Source organism: Mesorhizobium loti (assembly GCF_013170705.1).
GTDB classification, from domain to species: domain Bacteria; phylum Pseudomonadota; class Alphaproteobacteria; order Rhizobiales; family Rhizobiaceae; genus Mesorhizobium; species Mesorhizobium loti_D.
In genome coordinates, this window is record NZ_CP033334.1 from 423739 (window position 1) to 440239 (window position 16501).

Consider the following 16501-nt stretch of genomic DNA (forward strand, 5'->3'; position numbering starts at 1 on the left):
CGGGCATGCTCGATATAAAACGCATCCCCATCCCCGCCCTGATCGGCCTGGTGCTGACCGCCCTGTTCGTGCTGGCGGCGGTCTTCGCACCGTTGATCGCCCCGCACGGCAATGCCGAGATCGTCGGCGACGTCTGGGAGCCGATGTCGGCAACGCATTGGCTGGGCACCGACAATCTCGGCCGCGATCTCTTGTCGCGCATGATCTACGGCGCCCGCATCACCTTGTTCATCGCCGTGCTGGCCACAGCGCTGTCCTTCTCGCTCGGCGCCATACTCGGTTTCTCGGCGGCGGTGTTCGGTGGCTGGTTCGACACGATCCTGTCGCGCCTCGTCGATCTCCTGATGTCGATCCCGACACTGATCATGGGCCTGGTCGTGCTCTCCGTGCTGCCGACGAACCTGGTGACGCTTATCCTGGTCATGGGCATCCTCGACTCGACACGCGTCTACCGCCTGTCGCGCGCGGTCGCCGTCGACATCAACGTCATGGACTATGTCGAGGCGGCAAAGCTGCGCGGCGAAGGCAGTGCCTGGATCATCTTCCGCGAAATCCTGCCCAATGCGCTGTCGCCGCTGGTTTCGGAACTCGGCCTGCGCTTCATCTACGCGGTGCTGTTCCTGTCGACGCTGTCCTTCCTCGGCCTTGGCGTGCAGCCGCCGGACGCCGACTGGGGTGGCATGGTCAAGGAGAACAAGGACGGCATCGTCTTCGGCATTGCCGCCGCGCTCATTCCGGCGGGGGCGATCGCGGCGCTCGCCATCTCGGTCAACCTTGTCGCCGACTGGATCCTCAACCGCACGACAAGCCTGAAGGGAGGACGCGGGTGATGGCCGACAGCAAAGCGAAACCCGGACAACCCAAGCCAGGCGTGCTGCTCGATATCAGGAACCTGCGCATCGAGGCCACGGTGTACCCGCCCGGCGAGGCGCCAAAGAACATCGTGCTGGTGCACGATGTCTCGCTGACGCTGGAAAAGGGCAAGGTGCTGGGCCTGATCGGCGAGTCCGGCGCTGGCAAGTCGACCATCGGTCTGTCTTCCATGGGCTATGGCCGCGGCGGCGTGCGCATCACCGGCGGCGAGGTGATCCTAAATGGCCGCGACATCCTGAAGGGCGGCAAGGAAGGCTTCCGCAAGCTGCGCGGCCGAGAGGTCTGCTACGTGGCGCAATCGGCGGCGGCCGCCTTCAATCCAGCGCACCGGCTGATGGACCAGGTGGTGGAAGCCACGCTGCTGCACGGCACGGCGACACGCGCCGAGGCGGAAAAGCGCGCTGTGGCACTGTTCAAGAAGCTCAGCCTGCCAAACCCCGAAACCATCGGCGAACGCTTTCCACACCAGGTCTCGGGCGGCCAGCTGCAGCGCGTGATGACGGCAATGGCGCTGTGCTCGGAACCGGACCTGATCGTCTTCGACGAGCCGACGACGGCGCTGGACGTGACGACGCAGATCGACGTTCTGTCGGCGATCAAGGACGCCATCCGCGACACCCATGTGGCGGCGCTCTACATCACCCACGACCTTGCCGTCGTCGCCCAGGTCTCCGACGAAATCATGGTGCTGCGCCACGGCCGGCTGGTCGAATGGGGCGGTACAAGGCAGATCATCAAGGAGCCGCGCCAGGAATACACCAACGCGCTGGTCTCGGTGCATGAGATCGAACATGCCGAACAGAAGCCGGGCGCGACACCGTTCCTGTCGGTGAAAAACGTCACCGCCGCCTATGGCGGCGGCCAGGTCAAGGTGCTGAAGAACGTCTCGGTCGATATCTACCCCGGCCAGACGCTGGCCGTGGTCGGCGAATCCGGCTCCGGCAAGTCAACGCTGGCGCGCGCCATCACCGGACTTTTGCCGCCCGAGCAAGGCAACGTCACCTTCGATGGGCGGCCGCTGGCCAACCGGCTTGCCGACCGGCCGAAGGAGGACCTGCGCCAGTTGCAGATGATCTACCAGATGGCCGACGTGGCGATGAACCCGCGCCAGACCGTCGGCACCATCATCGGCCGCCCGCTCGAATTCTATTTCGGCATGCGCGGCCGCGAACGCGACAAGCGCGTTGCCGAACTGCTCGACGAGATCGAGATGGGCAAGGGTTTCCTCGACCGCTATCCGGCCGAGCTTTCGGGCGGCCAGAAGCAGCGCGTGTGCATCGCGCGTTCGCTTGCCGCCAAGCCGAAGCTGATCATCTGTGACGAAGTGACATCGGCGCTCGATCCGCTGGTGGCGCACGGCATATTGAAGCTGCTGCTGAACCTGCAGCAGCACGAAAAGGTCGCCTATCTCTTCATCACCCACGACCTGGCGACGGTGAAGTCGATCGCCGATTCGATTGCGGTGATGTATCGCGGCGAAGTGGTGCGCTACGGCTCGAAGAGCAAGGTTCTCACGCCGCCTTTCGATGCCTATACGGACCTTCTCTTGTCGTCGGTTCCGGAAATGGAGATCGGCTGGCTGGAAAAGGCCATCAAGGGGCGGCGCATGGCCAGCGCGGGGAACTGAGAATTCAGGAGGGCGAGCGGGTTTTCCGCCCGGGATTGCGCTAAACAAACAAAGGGATAGGCTGAAGCGACTGGCCGGGGAGCGACCATCGTCATCAGCATGCAACACTAGGGCGCCACACGTCCTTCCGGACGGGCGCCGCCGGTGTGACTTTATTTTCAACAAGGGGTAGGACATGAAGACTGAACTCGACCATCTCGCTGAGCTCGCCGGCCAGGGCCGGATATCACGTCGCGACTTCCTTGGCCGCACCGCGGCGCTGGGTGTGTCGGCGGCGCTGGCAACGACGCTGGCCGGGAAAGCCTTCGCACAGACGCCGGTCAAGGGCGGCATCCTCAAGGCCGGCCTGCAGGGCGGTGAATCGACCAACAGCCTCGATCCCGCGCTGAACCTCAGCCAGGTCACCTACAGCTTCGGCAAGCAGTGGGGCGAATATCTGGTCCGGCTGATGCCGGACAACAGCCTGACCAACATGATTGCCGAGGAGATCGGCGCTTCCAAGGACGCCAAGACCTGGACGATCAAGGTGCGTGACGGCATCGAGTTCCACAATGGCAAGACGGTGGCCGCGGAAGACATCGCCGCCACGATCGAGCGCCATGCCGACGAGAAGTCCAAGTCCGGCGCGCTCGGCATCCTCAAGAACATCAAGGGCGTCAAGGCGAGCGGCAAGGAAGTCATCGTCACGCTCGGCGATGCGGACGCCGACTTCCCCTACCTCATGGCCGACTACCATCTCGTCATCCAGCCGAATGGCGGCAAGGACAATCCGAATGCCGGCATCAGCGCCGGCCCCTACAAGGTCACCGTCAACCAGCCAGGCGTGCGCCATGGCGGCGAGCGCTTCGCCAACTACTGGCAAGGCGACAAGCTGGGCCATGCCGACCAGATCGAGATCGTCGTCATCAATGACGCCACGGCGCGGCTGGCCGCGCTGCAGGGCGGCCAGGTGCACATGATCAACCGCGTCGAGCCAAAGGTCGTCGACCTGGTCAAGCGCATCCCGGGCGTCACCATCGAGAACGTGTCGGGCAAGGGCTACTATCCGTTCAACATGTTCTGCGATACGGCGCCGTTCGACAACAATGACCTTCGCATGGCGCTCAAGCTCGCCATGGACCGTGATGAATTGCTGGAAAAGATCCTGCGCGGCTACGGCTCGGTCGGCAATGACTTTCCGATCAATGAAGCCTACCCGCTGTTTTCCACCGACATCGAGCAGCGCAAGTTCGATCCGGAAAAGGCGGCGGCGCTCTACAAGAAGTCGGGCCACAGCGGCTCCATCCTGCTGCGCACCTCCGACGTCGCCTTCCCCGGCGCCGTTGACGCGGCCCAGCTCTACCAGCAGAGCGCCGCCAAGGCCGGCATCAAGATCGAGATCAAGCGCGAGCCGGGCGACGGCTACTGGTCGGAGGTCTGGAACAAGCAGCCCTTCTCGCTCTCCTACTGGGGTGGGCGCGCCACGCAGGACCAGATGTATTCCACCGGTTACGTTTCGACCGCCGACTGGAACGACACCCGCTTCAAGCGGCCGGAATTCGACAAGATGCTGTTTGCGGCGCGCGGTGAACTCGACCAGGCCAAGCGCAAGGCGATCTACCACGACATGGCGGTGCTGATGCGCGACGAAGGCGGCCTGATCGTCCCGTTCTTCAACCAGTTCATCGATGCCGCCGCCAGCAACAAGATCAGCGGCTTTGCCAAGAGCCCTATCGGCGAAATGATGGATGGCTACGCGCTTGGCGAGTGCTGGCTCAACGCCTAGCTGAACCCTGCCTTTCCGATTCACGTGTAAGAACGCCGTGTGCCCGAAACGGCACACGGCGTTCCCATTTCAACTACCAAACCTGATGGAGCTGCCCATGGCGCTCAAATCCAAACTTCTGCTGATCATCCTCGATGGTGTTCCCTACAGGAACTGGCGCCGGCTGATGGGCAATCTCGAGGGCTGGGTGCAATCGGGCGAGGCACGGGTCTGGAAGATGCGCTCGGTGCTGCCGTCGACCTCGGCCTGCTGCTATGCTTCCATCCACACCGGCGTGTCGCCGCAGGTGCATGGCATTCTTTCCAACGAGAACCGCTTCCGGGTCGCGCAGCCCGACATCTTCTCGGAAGTCAGCAAGGCCGGCGGCAAGACCGGCGCGGTGACGCATTCCTACTGGTCGGAATTCTTCCGGTCCTATCCGTTCGACCTGATCGAGGACATGGAATATGACGAGCTGGGTGGTCCGATCACGCATGGCCGGTTCCATACCATGACCGGCTATAATGCCCGAAACCAGATGACGCCGAGCGACGTCGACCTGTTCGCGACGCTGACCATGCTGACGAAACGCCACGGCATCGACTACGGCATCCTGCACACATGCACGCTGGACTCGATGGGCCATCGCTTCGGCCACGACTGCCACGAGATGGACCATGCCGTCTATGCGATGGACGGCATGCTGGCAGCCTTCCTGCCTGGCTGGATCGAAGCCGGTTACGAGGTCATGGTCACCGCCGACCACGGCCAGACCGACCGTGGCCACCATGGCGGCCATGACGACGAAATGCAGGATTTCGCGCTGTATTATTTCGGTCCGGCGAAGGGCCCCGAGGGCGACACGCTGCTCGATCAGCTGCAGCTGGCGCCGACCGTGCTGAGCCGGCTGGGCGTGCCGGTGCCGGCGACGATGAAGGCGAAGCCCTTTTTGGGGTAATGTGAAGGGGACGTCGGCGCCGCCCTCATCCGCCTGCCGGCGTTCGTCGTTCGAAAAGCCAAGCAGTTGGCTTTTCGCCCGCTGAGCGGGCCACTCCTCAACTCCCCGTATAGTGACGGGAGAGAAGGGATGCTCTGGCAACATCCCCATAGTTCGGTTAGCCTCCGCGAATTCCTTGGCGGAGGATGAACCTTTTTGGGCCGATCAGCGACAGAGCAGGCAGGAGCCAGGCGGCTCGACCGGCCATGACGGCAGCGACGGATACCGATCGCGCGCTTGTCGACCGGGTCGCGAAGGGCGACCGTGCCGCCGTGCGGCTCCTGTTCATGCGCCACCATGCGCGGGTCTACCGCTTCGTGGCGCGCCAGACGGGATCGGAAATGATGGCTGACGATATCGCGAACGAAGTCTTCCTCGAATTGTGGCGCCAGGCGCCAGGCTTCGAGGGGCGCTCCGAAGTCTCGACATGGCTGCTCGGCATCGCCCGGTTCAAGGCGCTGTCCTTGCTGCGCAAGAAGAAGGAAGACTGGATCGACGACGAGGCCGCCGCCGCGGTGCCCGACGGCGCCGACACGCCGGAGGTCGTCACGATGAAGGAGGACAAGGCCGCCGCCTTGCGCCGCTTTGTCGATGCCTTGCCCGAAGAGCACCGCACGGTGATCGACCTTGCCTATTATCACGGACAATCGGTGACCGATATCGGCGAGGTGCTCGGCATCCCGGTCGCGACCGTCAAGACCCGGATGTTCTACGCCCGCAGGAAACTCGGAGAGGCCCTCAAGGCCGCCGGTTACGACAGGGGGTGGCCATGAGCGCCGCTGAGAAAATGTCGCGCCGCGACGAAATGGAAACGCTGCTGCCGTTCTATCTGAACGGCTCGCTGGAAGGCTCGGAGCTGGAAGCCGTCGAAGAATGGCTGGCGACGGATCCGGCGGCAATGGCAGCCCTTGGCGAGGCCGAGGCCGAATTCTCCGGCATATCGGCCGCCAATGAGGCGATCCGTCCGCCGGCCGATGCGCTCAGCCGCTTCGCCAGGGCACTCGATGCCGAAGCGGGACCGGCACGGGCACCGGCAGGCTCCTCCTGGCTGGCGCAGGCCTGGGGGCGGTTCATAGCGGTGCCGGTCGGTGTCGCCTGGGCCACGGCCGCCGTCTTGCTGGCCCTGATTGCGGTGCAGTCCCTGGTGCAGCCCGGCGGCAAGGGCAAGGATTTCGAGATCGCCGGCGCCGAAGATGACCTGGCGAAAATGCCGTTCGCGCTGGTCAAGTTCAAACCGGATGCGAGGATGTCCGATATTTCGGGCTTTCTCGGCAGCAGCGGGTTGAAGGTCATTGGCGGACCGACCGCCGATGGCGTGTTCCGGCTCGGCATTCCCGCGGCCAACGCAGCCGACTACACCAAGCAGCTCGGCCTTATTGCTGCCCAGCCGTTCACCGAGACTGTGATCGAGGGAAGGAAACCGGTTGATGGCGGCTGAGGCGGTCGTTCGATTTGCGGTGATCCTAGCGGCGGCGATGACAATCGCCGCCGTGCCTGCATCGGCACAGACCAACAACAGCACCGGCGACCAGACAAGGATCGACTGCCGCAACGGCACCAACGCGGCAGGAGCCGACTGCGCCAAGGACAACGAAAAGGACGGTTCGGGGGCGACGCGACCCGGCGCCGTCTTTCTTCCGGCGCTGATCGTCGACCTCTTTCCCAATCCCGCCGAAACTCCGGTGCCCGTGCCGACACCCGCACCGCGCCAGGATCCGGGTACGCCGTCGGCCGCCCCCGCCGATGCGCAACCGGGAATCTCGGCCGCGATCGTCTCGCCCACCGATCTCATCGCCGTTCAGCCGCCGCGCGCGGTGGCGGGCGATTTCGTCCCCGACGAGGTGCTGGTGACCGTCGACGGCGATGCCGGCGCCGTGCAGCAGATCGCCGCCTCGTTCGGCCTTCAGGTTCGTTCGCAGCGCCAGTCGCGGCTGCTCGGCACCACGCTGGTGCGTTTCGGCATTCCAGACGGCCGCCCTGTCGGTGTCGTGCTGGCGCAGCTTGCCGCCGACAACCGCACGCAGCGCCGCGAGCCCAACCATATCTACTCGCTGCAGCAGGCCGCCGGCATCGTCAACTATGCCTTCGACCGCATCGCGCTCGATGCCAAACAGGCCAGCGGCGAAAACGTTCGTGTTGCCGTCATCGACACCGGCATCGACGACACCAATCCGGCGCTGGCCGGCGTGATCGCCGCGCAGTTCGACGCCATGCCCGACGTGCCGGTCGAGAAGCGCGACCATGGTACTTCGATCGACGGCCTGATCGCCGGCGTCGGCGCGCTCGAAGGCATGGCGCCGGGCGCCAGGATCTACCACGCCCGTGCCTTCGAAGGCGGCAAGTCGACCATGGACGTCATCCTGTCGGCACTCGACTGGGCGGCCGAGCAGAATGTCAGCATCATCAATATGAGCTTCGTCGGGCCGAAGAACGACCTGCTCGGCGCCGCCTGCCGCAATGCACGGGCACTCGGCATGGTGCTGGTCGCCGCCGCCGGCAATAACGGGCCGAAGGCGCCCTATGGCTATCCGGCCGCCTTCGACGGCGTCATCGCGGTGACCGCGACCGACGCCAGGGACGCTCTGATGCCGCAGGCCAATCGCGGCGCCTACGTCTTCATTTCGGCGCCCGGCGTCGAAATGGTGGCGCCAAGCGGTGCCGGCTCCGATGTCGTCACCGGCACATCGTTCGCGGCGGCGATCGTGAGCGGCGCCATCGCCAATCTCCTCCATGCCGCGCCCGGCCGCTCGGCCGACGACATCGAGAAAGCACTGGCGGCGACAGCGAAGGATCTCGGCCCCAAGGGACGCGACAACGATTTCGGCTACGGACTGCTGGACATCCAGGCGGCCGAAGCGGCGAAGGAATAAGGCTGGGCGACCCGCACTGGCTATCCGCAACGGCCGGGATGGGTGGAATGCGGTCGCCGCCGGCATGGCGATGGACCACGCTTGGCGCGATCCGCTATAGCGCCGGACCCAATCGAACGGCGCTTCCATCATGGAAGCGCGACAGCCGGAAGCGGCTGAGGTCATGCCCAGTCTCGTTTCCCTGCATCATGTCGGAAACGACGCGCCCGATTCCTGGCCCGATACCGAACCCGTGACCACTCATGCCGGTCGCGACGAAAAGACCGCCGACCGCCTCCACGTGATCCACGACGGGGACGACATCGGGCATGGCGTCGATCATGCCTCCCCAGCCGGCCTTCAGGCGAACCGTTTCGAACTGTGGAAAAAGGTGTTTGAAATTGTGTTCTACCGAACGGAGACCGGAGCGTTCGGCGGCTGGGTTGAGCACCCGCATCCTTTCGAAGGGGCTCCGGGAATCCGGTGCCCAGTCGCGCGGCGTCGACCAGCTGTCGGGGTAGCCTGACGGAGCGAACGGAAAGTAACGCGTCCCGAACGGGTTGGCCATGAGGGCTGGAAGATACTTGGTGGCGTGCCGGAACGCGTCGGGCCCGACGTAAAGCAAATTACTGCCTCCCGGGGCGAGCGTGTATCCGCCATCCTGTCTGCGCCTGAACGCGATGTGATCGTCGGCTGCCGCACCGGAATAGATTTCGGGCAGGGGTTCCGTCGCGGCCACGGTTACCCTGACGCTGAGCTGAGGGACGGACACGCCGTGTCTTGCCAGGAGCAGGGATGACCAGGCGCCGCCCGCGACCAGCACGCTGGAGGTCTCGATGTACCCCGCTTCGGTCCACACTCCCTTGATCCTGCCGGCTGAGATTTCGAGGGTCCGCACCGCGCAATTCTCTACGATCCTGGCGCCTTTTCGGGCGGCAAGCCGGGCAAGCGCGGGCACCGCCAACCAAGGCTCCGCACGCATGTCGGAGGGCGTCGTCATCGCGCCCTTGAACCTGCGCGACATGCCCTTGATGAGTTTTGCGGTTTCGTCCGCGTCCAGGAGGCGGGTGTCGAGTTCATGGATCGCGGCGATCTTCATGAATTCTTCGAAGCCGGCCATTTTCTTGTCCGAGCTTGCCAGGTAGGTCACACCTGTCTGCTTCAGACCGATGTCCTCGCCGCATTCCTCGGCCAGCTGCCGCCATAGGCGAGACGCCTCGATAACAATCGGCAGTTCATCCGCGTCCCGCCCCTGCTTTCGAATCCAGCCCCAATTTCGGGAGGACTGCTCGGCCGCAACGCGTCCCTTTTCCAGGAGCGTCACCGGAATGTTGCGCTGCGCAAGGAAAAGAGCGGTCGTCACGCCAATGATACCGCCGCCAACGATGACCACCTCCGAAGTCTTCGGCGGTGGACCGGCATGTCGGATTGGATCCGCTTCGGAAAACGGGAATAGGGGCAAGTGGCGCATCCTGGGAGGAATGATCGATGCTCTGGCTTACTGGTTGCCACCCCCCAAAAGCCAAATCAAGAGCAGACGCAGGCAGACCATTGTCCCACGGCACGGCAATCGATCGTCCGGCGATGTCCGCAAGGGGCCGGCCTCACGGGGCGATTGGGTCTATCTCCTACGCCGGCGCACCGGCGACCGAGCCCCGCACCACCAGATCGACCGGCCAGACCTCGCCGCGGGCGCCTTCTTCCAGGCCCGATATCCGTGCCGCCAGCCGCTCGGCGACGCGCTCGCCGGCGAGACGGATGGATGAGCGCGTCGTCGATAACGGTACGGAAAAGTTTTCCGGCTTCAGCCAGGGGAAGACATCGTCATGGGCGATCAGCGACACATCGCCGGGAATGGTGAGGCCGAGGTCGCGCACCGCGCGCACGACGCCTAGCGCCATGATCAGGCTTGAGCAAGCGATCGCCGTCGGCGCGTCGCTCGCCTCAAGCAATCGCCTGGTGGCGCGATAGCCGTTTTCTTCGGTCATGGCCACCGAGCAGACGTGGCGCTCGCCGAGGGTCAGCCCGCTCGCGGCGAGCGCCCGGCGCACGCCGCGCTCGCGATGGATGGCAAAGGTCTCGCGGTCGTCGCCATTGATCAGCGCCAGCCGCCGATGGCCGAGCTGGACCAGCAATCGCGCCGCCTCGTGGAAGGCGCCCTCATTGTCGATGTCGAGATAGGGATAGTCGAAATCGAAGCCTTCGCTGCGGCCGTGGACCAGGTAGGGAATGCCGAGCGTGCTGACCAGCGCCACCCGGCTGTCCCGCGGCCTGGGCGACGAAATATAGACGGCGTCGACCTGCCGGTTGGCGACGATGCGCCGATAAGTGGTTTCCTGGTCGTCGGCATCGGCCGGCGACAGCACAAGGTCAAGCTCATGCGAGCGGGCATAATCGCCGAGGCCGGACAGGAATTCGACGAAATGCGGATCGATGTCGACGGCCGCACCTGTCGGCAGGACATAGCCGATCATGCCGGACTTGCCGGTCGCCAGCCGGCGCGCGCTCGGATTGGGGCGGTAGCCATGGCGCTTGGCGGCGTCCATCACGCGCCTGCGCGTTTCCTCGTTGACCTCCGGGTAGCCATTCAGCGCCCGGCTTACCGTGGTCTGCGAAAGCGCCAGCATATGCGCGAGCTGCTTGAGGTTCACAACGGCCTCCATTCCCTCAAAGCGCTTTTAAATTGAATCGACCCAAGTGCCACAAAGGCGCGAGGGCATCGACACAACCATAAGCGGGGTCGGGACCGGTTTGAAACAGAAAATTGCTGTTGCGCTGCCAAAAAGCATGCTGCGGTGCAATTTCTGATGTCAGAATCAACGAAATTAAATCGATTAGCTAACCGAACCTCTTGACTTCCAGTCGATTCAGTGGCGAGATCAGAAAAGCCAAAGCGCTTTGGAAGACTCTTCGAAAGGTTGCGGTTCCCTTGCGACTGAGTCACAGTCCTGCGGCGTCGGCGGGCGGAATGGAGGTTCCGTCCGGTGTGTGTGACCCACTGGGAGGGAATACCGATGAAGAAAATGCTTTTGCTGGGTGCTGCGTTTGCCACGCTCGCCCTGAACGCGCCCGCGCATGCCGAACTGAAGTTCAAGCCGGGCGAGGACAAGCGTTTCAATTGGGCAAATTACGAAGACCTGAAGAAAGTCGATCTCAAGGGCGAGACCCTGACCATCTTCGGGCCGTGGCGCGGCGAGGACGAGGCGCTTGCCCGTTCGGTGCTCGATTATTTCGCCGAAGCGACCGGCGCCGAGGTGAAGTACTCCTCTTCCGAGAACTATGAGCAGCAGATCGTCATCGACACCCAAGCCGGCAGTCCGCCAAACATCGCCATCCTGCCACAGCCGGGCCTGATCCAGGATCTTGCTTCCAAGGGCGTCCTGACCCCGCTGGGCGATGACGTCGCCGCCTGGATCAAGGAGAACTACGCCGCCGGCGACTCCTGGGCCAAGCTCGGCACGTATAATGGCAAGGACGGCAAGCCGGGCTTCTATGCCTTTCCCTACAAGATCGACGTGAAGGGGCTGGTCTGGTACTCGCCCGACAATTTCAACGAAGCCGGCTACAAGGTTCCGAAGACGCAAGAGGAACTGGCCGAGCTCGAAAAGAAGATCATAGCCGACGGCGGCAAGCCCTGGTGCATAGGGCTGGGCTCTGGCGGCGCGACCGGATGGCCGGCGACCGACTGGGTCGAGGACATCATGCTCAGGACGCAACCGCCGGAGGTCTACGACAAGTGGGTCAAGAACGAGATCCCGTTCACCGATCCGGCGGTGGTCAACGCCATCGACATCTTCGGCAAGATCGCCACCGACGACAAGATGGTGGATGGCGGCGCCAAGGCAGTGGCCGCGACAGACTTCCGCGACAGTCCGAAGGGCCTCTTCACCGTGCCGCCGAAGTGCTACATGCACCATCAGGCATCGTTCATCCCCTCCTTCTTCCCGGAGGGTGTAAAGCTCGGCCAGGATGCGGATTTCTTCAACTATCCGCCTTACGCCTCCAAGCCGGAGCTTGGTACGCCGCTGGAAGTGGCCGGAACATTGGTCATGATCACCAAGGATTCCAAGGCATCGCGCGAGTTCATCAAGTTCCTCGAAATGCCGCTCGCGCATGAATTGTGGATGGCGCAGAAGAGCTTCGTCACGCCCTTCAAGGGTGCCAACAAGGACGCCTATGGCAGCGATGCGCTGAAAAAGCAGGGCGAGATCCTGGTCGGAGCGACGACGGTTCGCTTCGACGGTTCCGACCTGATGCCCGGCAAGATCGGCGCCGGCTCATTCTGGACCGGCATGATCGATCTGGTCGGAGGCAAATCCGCCCAGGACGTGGCCGCCGACATCCAGAAGAGCTGGGACGCGATCAAGTGACCAGCCCGGGCGAGTAGCCAGCCCGGGTTCGGGTGCAATCCAGACTTTCCTGATCCTCATACCGAATCCGGGCCTCCGGCCCGGATTCACCGGCAGCACTTGCCGGAAGCCTTTCGCGTTCGATTGTTGCGAATAACGAAATCGGTGCATCCGATCGCCAGCACTGCCTGGCCGATCATGCGCAGGGAGAGGGACCATGGCGGCTCAGATTTTCTCGGCCATATTTGTCATCATCATCGGCGTCGGCGGCTGTGTCGCTTATTTCTGGGGCGCCAACAAACTGCTCGACTTGACCTTCCCCTCGCGCGGAGTTTCCGGCACGGCCGCCGTCAACAATCTGCGCCGGCAGGGCCTGATACGGCCATGGCTGTTCGTCGGCCCGGCGCTGATCATTCTCACCATCTACCTGATCTACCCCGTGATCGCGACACTGTGGCTCTCCTTCCGCGACCGCGGCGGCGAGAACTTCGTCGGCTTCGCCAACTACGAGTGGGCGCTTCGCGATCAGGATCTGCGAAACTCAATCCTGAACAACATCCTGTGGCTGGCGGTGGTGCCCGCCGCCTGCACCTTCCTCGGGCTGATCATTGCCGTGCTCACAGACAAGATCTGGTGGGGCACGATTGCCAAGAGCCTGATCTTCCTGCCGCTGGCCATCTCCTTCGTCGGCGCCAGCGTGATCTGGAAGTTCATTTACGAATATCGCGGCGAGGGCCAGGTGCAGATCGGCCTGCTCAACGCCATCATCCAGCATTTCGGCGGCCAGCCGCAGGTGTGGATATCGCTGCCGTTCTGGAACAATTTCTTCCTGATGATCATCCTGATCTGGATTCAGACCGGGTTTGCCATGGTCATCCTGTCCTCGGCGCTGCGCGGCATCCCGGAGGAGACGCTGGAAGCCGCCGTCATCGACGGCGCCAACCCGTTCCAGATCTTCTGGAAGATCATGGTGCCGCAGATCTGGGGCACGATCGCTGTTGTCTGGACCACCATCACCATCCTGGTGCTCAAGGTGTTCGACATCGTGCTGACCATGACCAACGGCCAGTGGAACAGCCAGGTGCTGGCCAATCTGATGTTCGACTGGATGTTCCGCGGCGGCGGCGATTTCGGCCGTGGCGCGACAATCGCCATCATCATCATGATCGCGGTCATCCCGATCATGGTCTGGAACATCCGCCAGGCGAACAAAGAGACGGGAGGGCACTGAAATGGCCGTCGCGACCGGAAATTCCTTCGCCAGCCGTTTCGGCGTCCATATAGCGGTGCTGGTCTTCGTGGCGATCTGGACCATTCCGACACTCGGCATCCTGGTCTCCTCGCTGCGCGACAAGGACCAGATCGTTGCCTCGGGCTGGTGGAATTCGTTCGCCAGTTCCAGCCAGACCGAAGCCGGGCGTCTGCCCGCCGCCTCCGCGCAGACCCAGAAGGACGGCAAGTTCGTCCTCGAGGGCAACATTTTCGGCGACGGCGCCAGGCGCAGCATCAGCGCTTTCGGCGTCAAGGCGGCGGCACCGACACAGTATCCGGCCGGCACATCGGCGGACCTGGGTGACGGCGTGACCTTGCAGGTCAATGCCGACGGCAGCTTCGTCATGACCTCGCCCAAGGCGTTCGAAGGCGATCGCGGCCAGCGTGTCTACTATGCCTCGTCGGCACCGCCCAAATTCACCACCGACAACTACCACACCGTGCTGTTTTCGGAAGGCATCGGCCGCTCGTTCATGAATTCGCTGACCGTCACCATCCCGGCGACCGTCATTCCGATCCTGATCGCCGCCTTTGCCGCCTACGCGCTGGCCTGGATGCGTTTTCCTGGCCGTGCGCTGCTGATCGCGGTCATCATCGGCCTCCTGGTGGTGCCGCTGCAGATGTCCCTGATTCCGCTGTTGAAACTCTACAACGGGGTCGGCGCTTTCTTCGGCGTGCCGTCGAAAACCTATCTCGGCATCTGGCTGGCGCATACCGGCTTCGGCCTGCCCTTCGCCATCTATCTGCTGCGCAGCTATATTGCCGGCCTGCCGCGCGAGATCATGGAATCGGCCCGCATCGACGGTGCCAGCGATTTCGAGATCTTCGTCAAGATCGTGCTGCCGCTGTCCTTCCCGGTGCTGGCCTCCTTCGCCATCTTCCAATTCCTGTGGGTATGGAACGATCTGCTGGTGGCGATGGTTTTCCTCGGTACGGCACCCGACCAGATCGTGTTGACAGCCAAGCTCAACGCGCTGCTCGGCTCTCGCGGCGGCAACTGGGAAATCCTGACGACATCGGCCTTCATCACCATCATCGTGCCGCTGATCGTCTTCTTCTCGCTGCAGCGCTATTTCGTCCGCGGGCTGCTTGCCGGCTCGGTGAAAGGAGGCTGAAACCATGCAATCCGCTTTGAAGGCCAGCTCGAAGCCTGACCTTGCCGTCGATCGCGACTGGTGGCGAGGGGCCGTGATCTACCAGATCTATCCGCGCAGCTACCAGGATTCGAACGGCGACGGGATCGGCGATCTCAAGGGCATTATCGGGCGGCTGCCCTATATCGCCGCGCTCGGCGCGGACGCGATCTGGATCTCGCCCTTCTTCAAATCGCCGATGAAGGATTTCGGCTACGACGTCTCGGACTATTGCGACGTCGACCCGATGTTCGGCACGCTGGCCGATTTCGATGCACTGACGGCGGAGGCGCATCGGCTGGGCCTCAAGGTGATGATCGACGAAGTGCTGTCGCACACCGCCGACAACCATCCCTGGTTCAAGGAAAGCCGGTCGAGCCGCACCAATCCGAAGGCGGACTGGTATGTCTGGGCGGACGCCAGGCCGGACGGCACGCCACCCAACAACTGGCTGTCGATCTTCGGCGGATCGGCGTGGCAGTGGGACACCAGCCGCCAGCAATATTACCTGCACAATTTCCTGGCCGAACAGCCCGACCTCAACTTCCACAACCGCGAAGTCCAGGACGCGCTGCTCGACGTCACCCGCTTCTGGCTGGAGCGCGGCGTCGACGGCTTCCGCCTCGACACGATCAATTTCTACTTCCACAGCCAAGGCCTGGAAAACAATCCGCCGCTGCCGCCCGAAGAGCGCAACGACCAGACAGCGCCGGCGGTCAATCCCTACAACTACCAGGACCATCTTTACGACAAGAGCCGCCCGGAAAACCTCGGCTTCCTCGAACGTTTCCGCGCCCTGCTGGATGAATATCCGGCGACGGCCGCGGTCGGCGAAGTCGGCGATTCGCAGCGCGGGCTGGAGGTCGTGGCCGCCTATACCGCCGGCGGCAAGCGCGTGCACATGTGCTATTCCTTCGACTTCCTGGCGCCGGAAAAGATCAGCCCGCCCAAGGTCCGTTCGGTGCTGGAAGCCTTCGGCAAGGTCGCCAGCGACGGCTGGTCGTGCTGGGCGTTTTCCAACCATGACGTGATGCGCCCGGCCTCGCGTTGGGCTGCGGATGAGGCCGACCCGACCGCCTATCTCAAGGTCATCTCGGCATTGCTGATGTCGCTGCGCGGCTCGGTCTGCATCTACCAGGGCGAGGAGCTCGGGCTCGCCGAGGCCGAATTGCGCTTCGAGGATTTGCAAGACCCCTATGGCATCCGCTTCTGGCCGGAATTCAAGGGCCGCGACGGCTGCCGCACGCCCATGGTGTGGGATGGCAACGCCAGGAACGGCGGCTTCTCCCAGGCAAAGCCCTGGCTGCCGGTGCCGGCAAAACATCTGGCGCAGGCGGTCAATGTCCAGCAGGGCGACCAGAGTTCGCTGCTCGAACACTACCGGCGCTTCCTCACCTTCCGCCGTGCCCATCCGGCGCTGGCCAAGGGCGATATCACCTTCATCGAAAGCGAGGGCGACATTGTCGCGTTCACGCGCCGGGCGGGCAATGAGCAGGTCGTCTGCGTCTTCAACCTCGGCGCCAAACCAGCCAAGGTCGACCTTGGCGGCCCATCACTGCAACCTTTGCCGGGACACGGGTTTTCCGGGCAGGCGAACACCGGTTCGATCGAACTGGGCGGTTACGGCGCCTGGTTCGGGCGCATCGACTGAATCTTT

At 63.5% G+C, this 16501-nt stretch carries 13 protein-coding genes; 11 read left to right on the plus strand and 2 right to left on the minus strand.

Going from position 1 to position 16501, the window contains the following annotated elements; all coding sequences use genetic code 11:
- Positions 1-5: 5 nt before the first annotated feature.
- The 7 genes from EB815_RS01895 to EB815_RS01925 all read left to right on the plus strand — a co-directional run bounded on the left by EB815_RS01895 (position 6) and on the right by EB815_RS01925 (position 8111).
- Positions 6-830, plus strand: a complete 825-nt coding sequence (locus tag EB815_RS01895) for an ABC transporter permease (protein ID WP_056569126.1) — start codon at positions 6-8, stop codon at positions 828-830.
- Positions 830-2500 carry an ABC transporter ATP-binding protein gene (locus tag EB815_RS01900; protein ID WP_056569122.1) on the plus strand — a complete coding sequence of 557 codons (1671 nt, stop codon included), beginning with the start codon at positions 830-832 and terminating at the stop codon, positions 2498-2500. Before EB815_RS01895 ends, EB815_RS01900 begins: the two co-directional genes overlap by 1 nt.
- Before the next feature lie 175 nt (positions 2501-2675).
- On the plus strand, positions 2676-4265 hold the full coding sequence (locus EB815_RS01905; RefSeq protein WP_056569118.1) for an ABC transporter substrate-binding protein: 1590 nt from the start codon (positions 2676-2678) through the stop codon (positions 4263-4265).
- 97 nt (positions 4266-4362) lie between these two features.
- Positions 4363-5202: an alkaline phosphatase family protein gene (locus EB815_RS01910; protein ID WP_056570319.1), complete on the plus strand. Its 840-nt coding sequence runs from the start codon at positions 4363-4365 to the stop codon at positions 5200-5202.
- 245 nt (positions 5203-5447) lie between these two features.
- Positions 5448-6014, plus strand: coding sequence for a sigma-70 family RNA polymerase sigma factor (locus EB815_RS01915; protein WP_056570318.1), 567 nt, complete (start codon positions 5448-5450; stop codon positions 6012-6014).
- Positions 6011-6679 carry an anti-sigma factor gene (locus tag EB815_RS01920; RefSeq protein ID WP_081294948.1) on the plus strand — a complete coding sequence of 223 codons (669 nt, stop codon included), beginning with the start codon at positions 6011-6013 and terminating at the stop codon, positions 6677-6679. The genes EB815_RS01915 and EB815_RS01920 overlap by 4 nt, the downstream gene beginning before the upstream one ends.
- Positions 6669-8111: a S8 family serine peptidase gene (locus tag EB815_RS01925; protein WP_056569113.1), complete on the plus strand. Its 1443-nt coding sequence runs from the start codon at positions 6669-6671 to the stop codon at positions 8109-8111. Before EB815_RS01920 ends, EB815_RS01925 begins: the two co-directional genes overlap by 11 nt.
- A 94-nt stretch (positions 8112-8205) precedes the next feature.
- Here the strand turns inward: EB815_RS01925 and EB815_RS01930 are convergent, their stop codons facing one another.
- Both EB815_RS01930 and EB815_RS01935 read right to left on the minus strand, forming a co-directional pair.
- On the minus strand, positions 8206-9552 hold the full coding sequence (locus tag EB815_RS01930) for an NAD(P)/FAD-dependent oxidoreductase (protein ID WP_081295050.1): 1347 nt from the start codon (positions 9550-9552) through the stop codon (positions 8206-8208).
- A gap of 166 nt (positions 9553-9718) precedes the next feature.
- Positions 9719-10741, minus strand: coding sequence for a substrate-binding domain-containing protein (locus EB815_RS01935; protein WP_065005532.1), 1023 nt, complete (start codon positions 10739-10741; stop codon positions 9719-9721).
- Positions 10742-11104: 363 nt separating this feature from the next.
- Between EB815_RS01935 and EB815_RS01940 the strand changes: the two genes are divergently transcribed.
- The 4 genes from EB815_RS01940 to EB815_RS01955 all read left to right on the plus strand — a co-directional run bounded on the left by EB815_RS01940 (position 11105) and on the right by EB815_RS01955 (position 16495).
- Positions 11105-12460 carry an ABC transporter substrate-binding protein gene (locus EB815_RS01940; RefSeq protein ID WP_056569107.1) on the plus strand — a complete coding sequence of 452 codons (1356 nt, stop codon included), beginning with the start codon at positions 11105-11107 and terminating at the stop codon, positions 12458-12460.
- A gap of 196 nt (positions 12461-12656) precedes the next feature.
- Positions 12657-13670 carry a carbohydrate ABC transporter permease gene (locus EB815_RS01945; protein WP_056569104.1) on the plus strand — a complete coding sequence of 338 codons (1014 nt, stop codon included), beginning with the start codon at positions 12657-12659 and terminating at the stop codon, positions 13668-13670.
- A gap of 1 nt (position 13671) precedes the next feature.
- Positions 13672-14826: a carbohydrate ABC transporter permease gene (locus EB815_RS01950; protein WP_056569102.1), complete on the plus strand. Its 1155-nt coding sequence runs from the start codon at positions 13672-13674 to the stop codon at positions 14824-14826.
- A 4-nt stretch (positions 14827-14830) separates the two neighbouring features.
- A complete protein-coding gene (locus EB815_RS01955; RefSeq protein ID WP_056569099.1) occupies positions 14831-16495 on the plus strand; it encodes an alpha-glucosidase family protein in 1665 nt (554 codons plus the stop codon).
- Positions 16496-16501 lie beyond the last annotated feature (6 nt).

What these genes read in the sequence shown, in the direction of transcription:
- EB815_RS01945 (WP_056569104.1), top strand. Translation starts at nt 12,657, where the DNA reads ATGGCGGCTCAGATTTTCTCGGCCATATTTGTCATCATCATCGGCGTC.
- EB815_RS01940 (WP_056569107.1), top strand. Translation starts at nt 11,105, where the DNA reads ATGAAGAAAATGCTTTTGCTGGGTGCTGCGTTTGCCACGCTCGCCCTG.
- EB815_RS01895 (WP_056569126.1), top strand. Translation starts at nt 6, where the DNA reads ATGCTCGATATAAAACGCATCCCCATCCCCGCCCTGATCGGCCTGGTG.
- EB815_RS01910 (WP_056570319.1), top strand. Translation starts at nt 4,363, where the DNA reads ATGGCGCTCAAATCCAAACTTCTGCTGATCATCCTCGATGGTGTTCCC.
- EB815_RS01920 (WP_081294948.1), top strand. Translation starts at nt 6,011, where the DNA reads ATGAGCGCCGCTGAGAAAATGTCGCGCCGCGACGAAATGGAAACGCTG.
- EB815_RS01925 (WP_056569113.1), top strand. Translation starts at nt 6,669, where the DNA reads ATGGCGGCTGAGGCGGTCGTTCGATTTGCGGTGATCCTAGCGGCGGCG.
- EB815_RS01950 (WP_056569102.1), top strand. Translation starts at nt 13,672, where the DNA reads ATGGCCGTCGCGACCGGAAATTCCTTCGCCAGCCGTTTCGGCGTCCAT.
- EB815_RS01900 (WP_056569122.1), top strand. Translation starts at nt 830, where the DNA reads ATGGCCGACAGCAAAGCGAAACCCGGACAACCCAAGCCAGGCGTGCTG.
- EB815_RS01915 (WP_056570318.1), top strand. Translation starts at nt 5,448, where the DNA reads ATGACGGCAGCGACGGATACCGATCGCGCGCTTGTCGACCGGGTCGCG.
- EB815_RS01955 (WP_056569099.1), top strand. Translation starts at nt 14,831, where the DNA reads ATGCAATCCGCTTTGAAGGCCAGCTCGAAGCCTGACCTTGCCGTCGAT.
- EB815_RS01905 (WP_056569118.1), top strand. Translation starts at nt 2,676, where the DNA reads ATGAAGACTGAACTCGACCATCTCGCTGAGCTCGCCGGCCAGGGCCGG.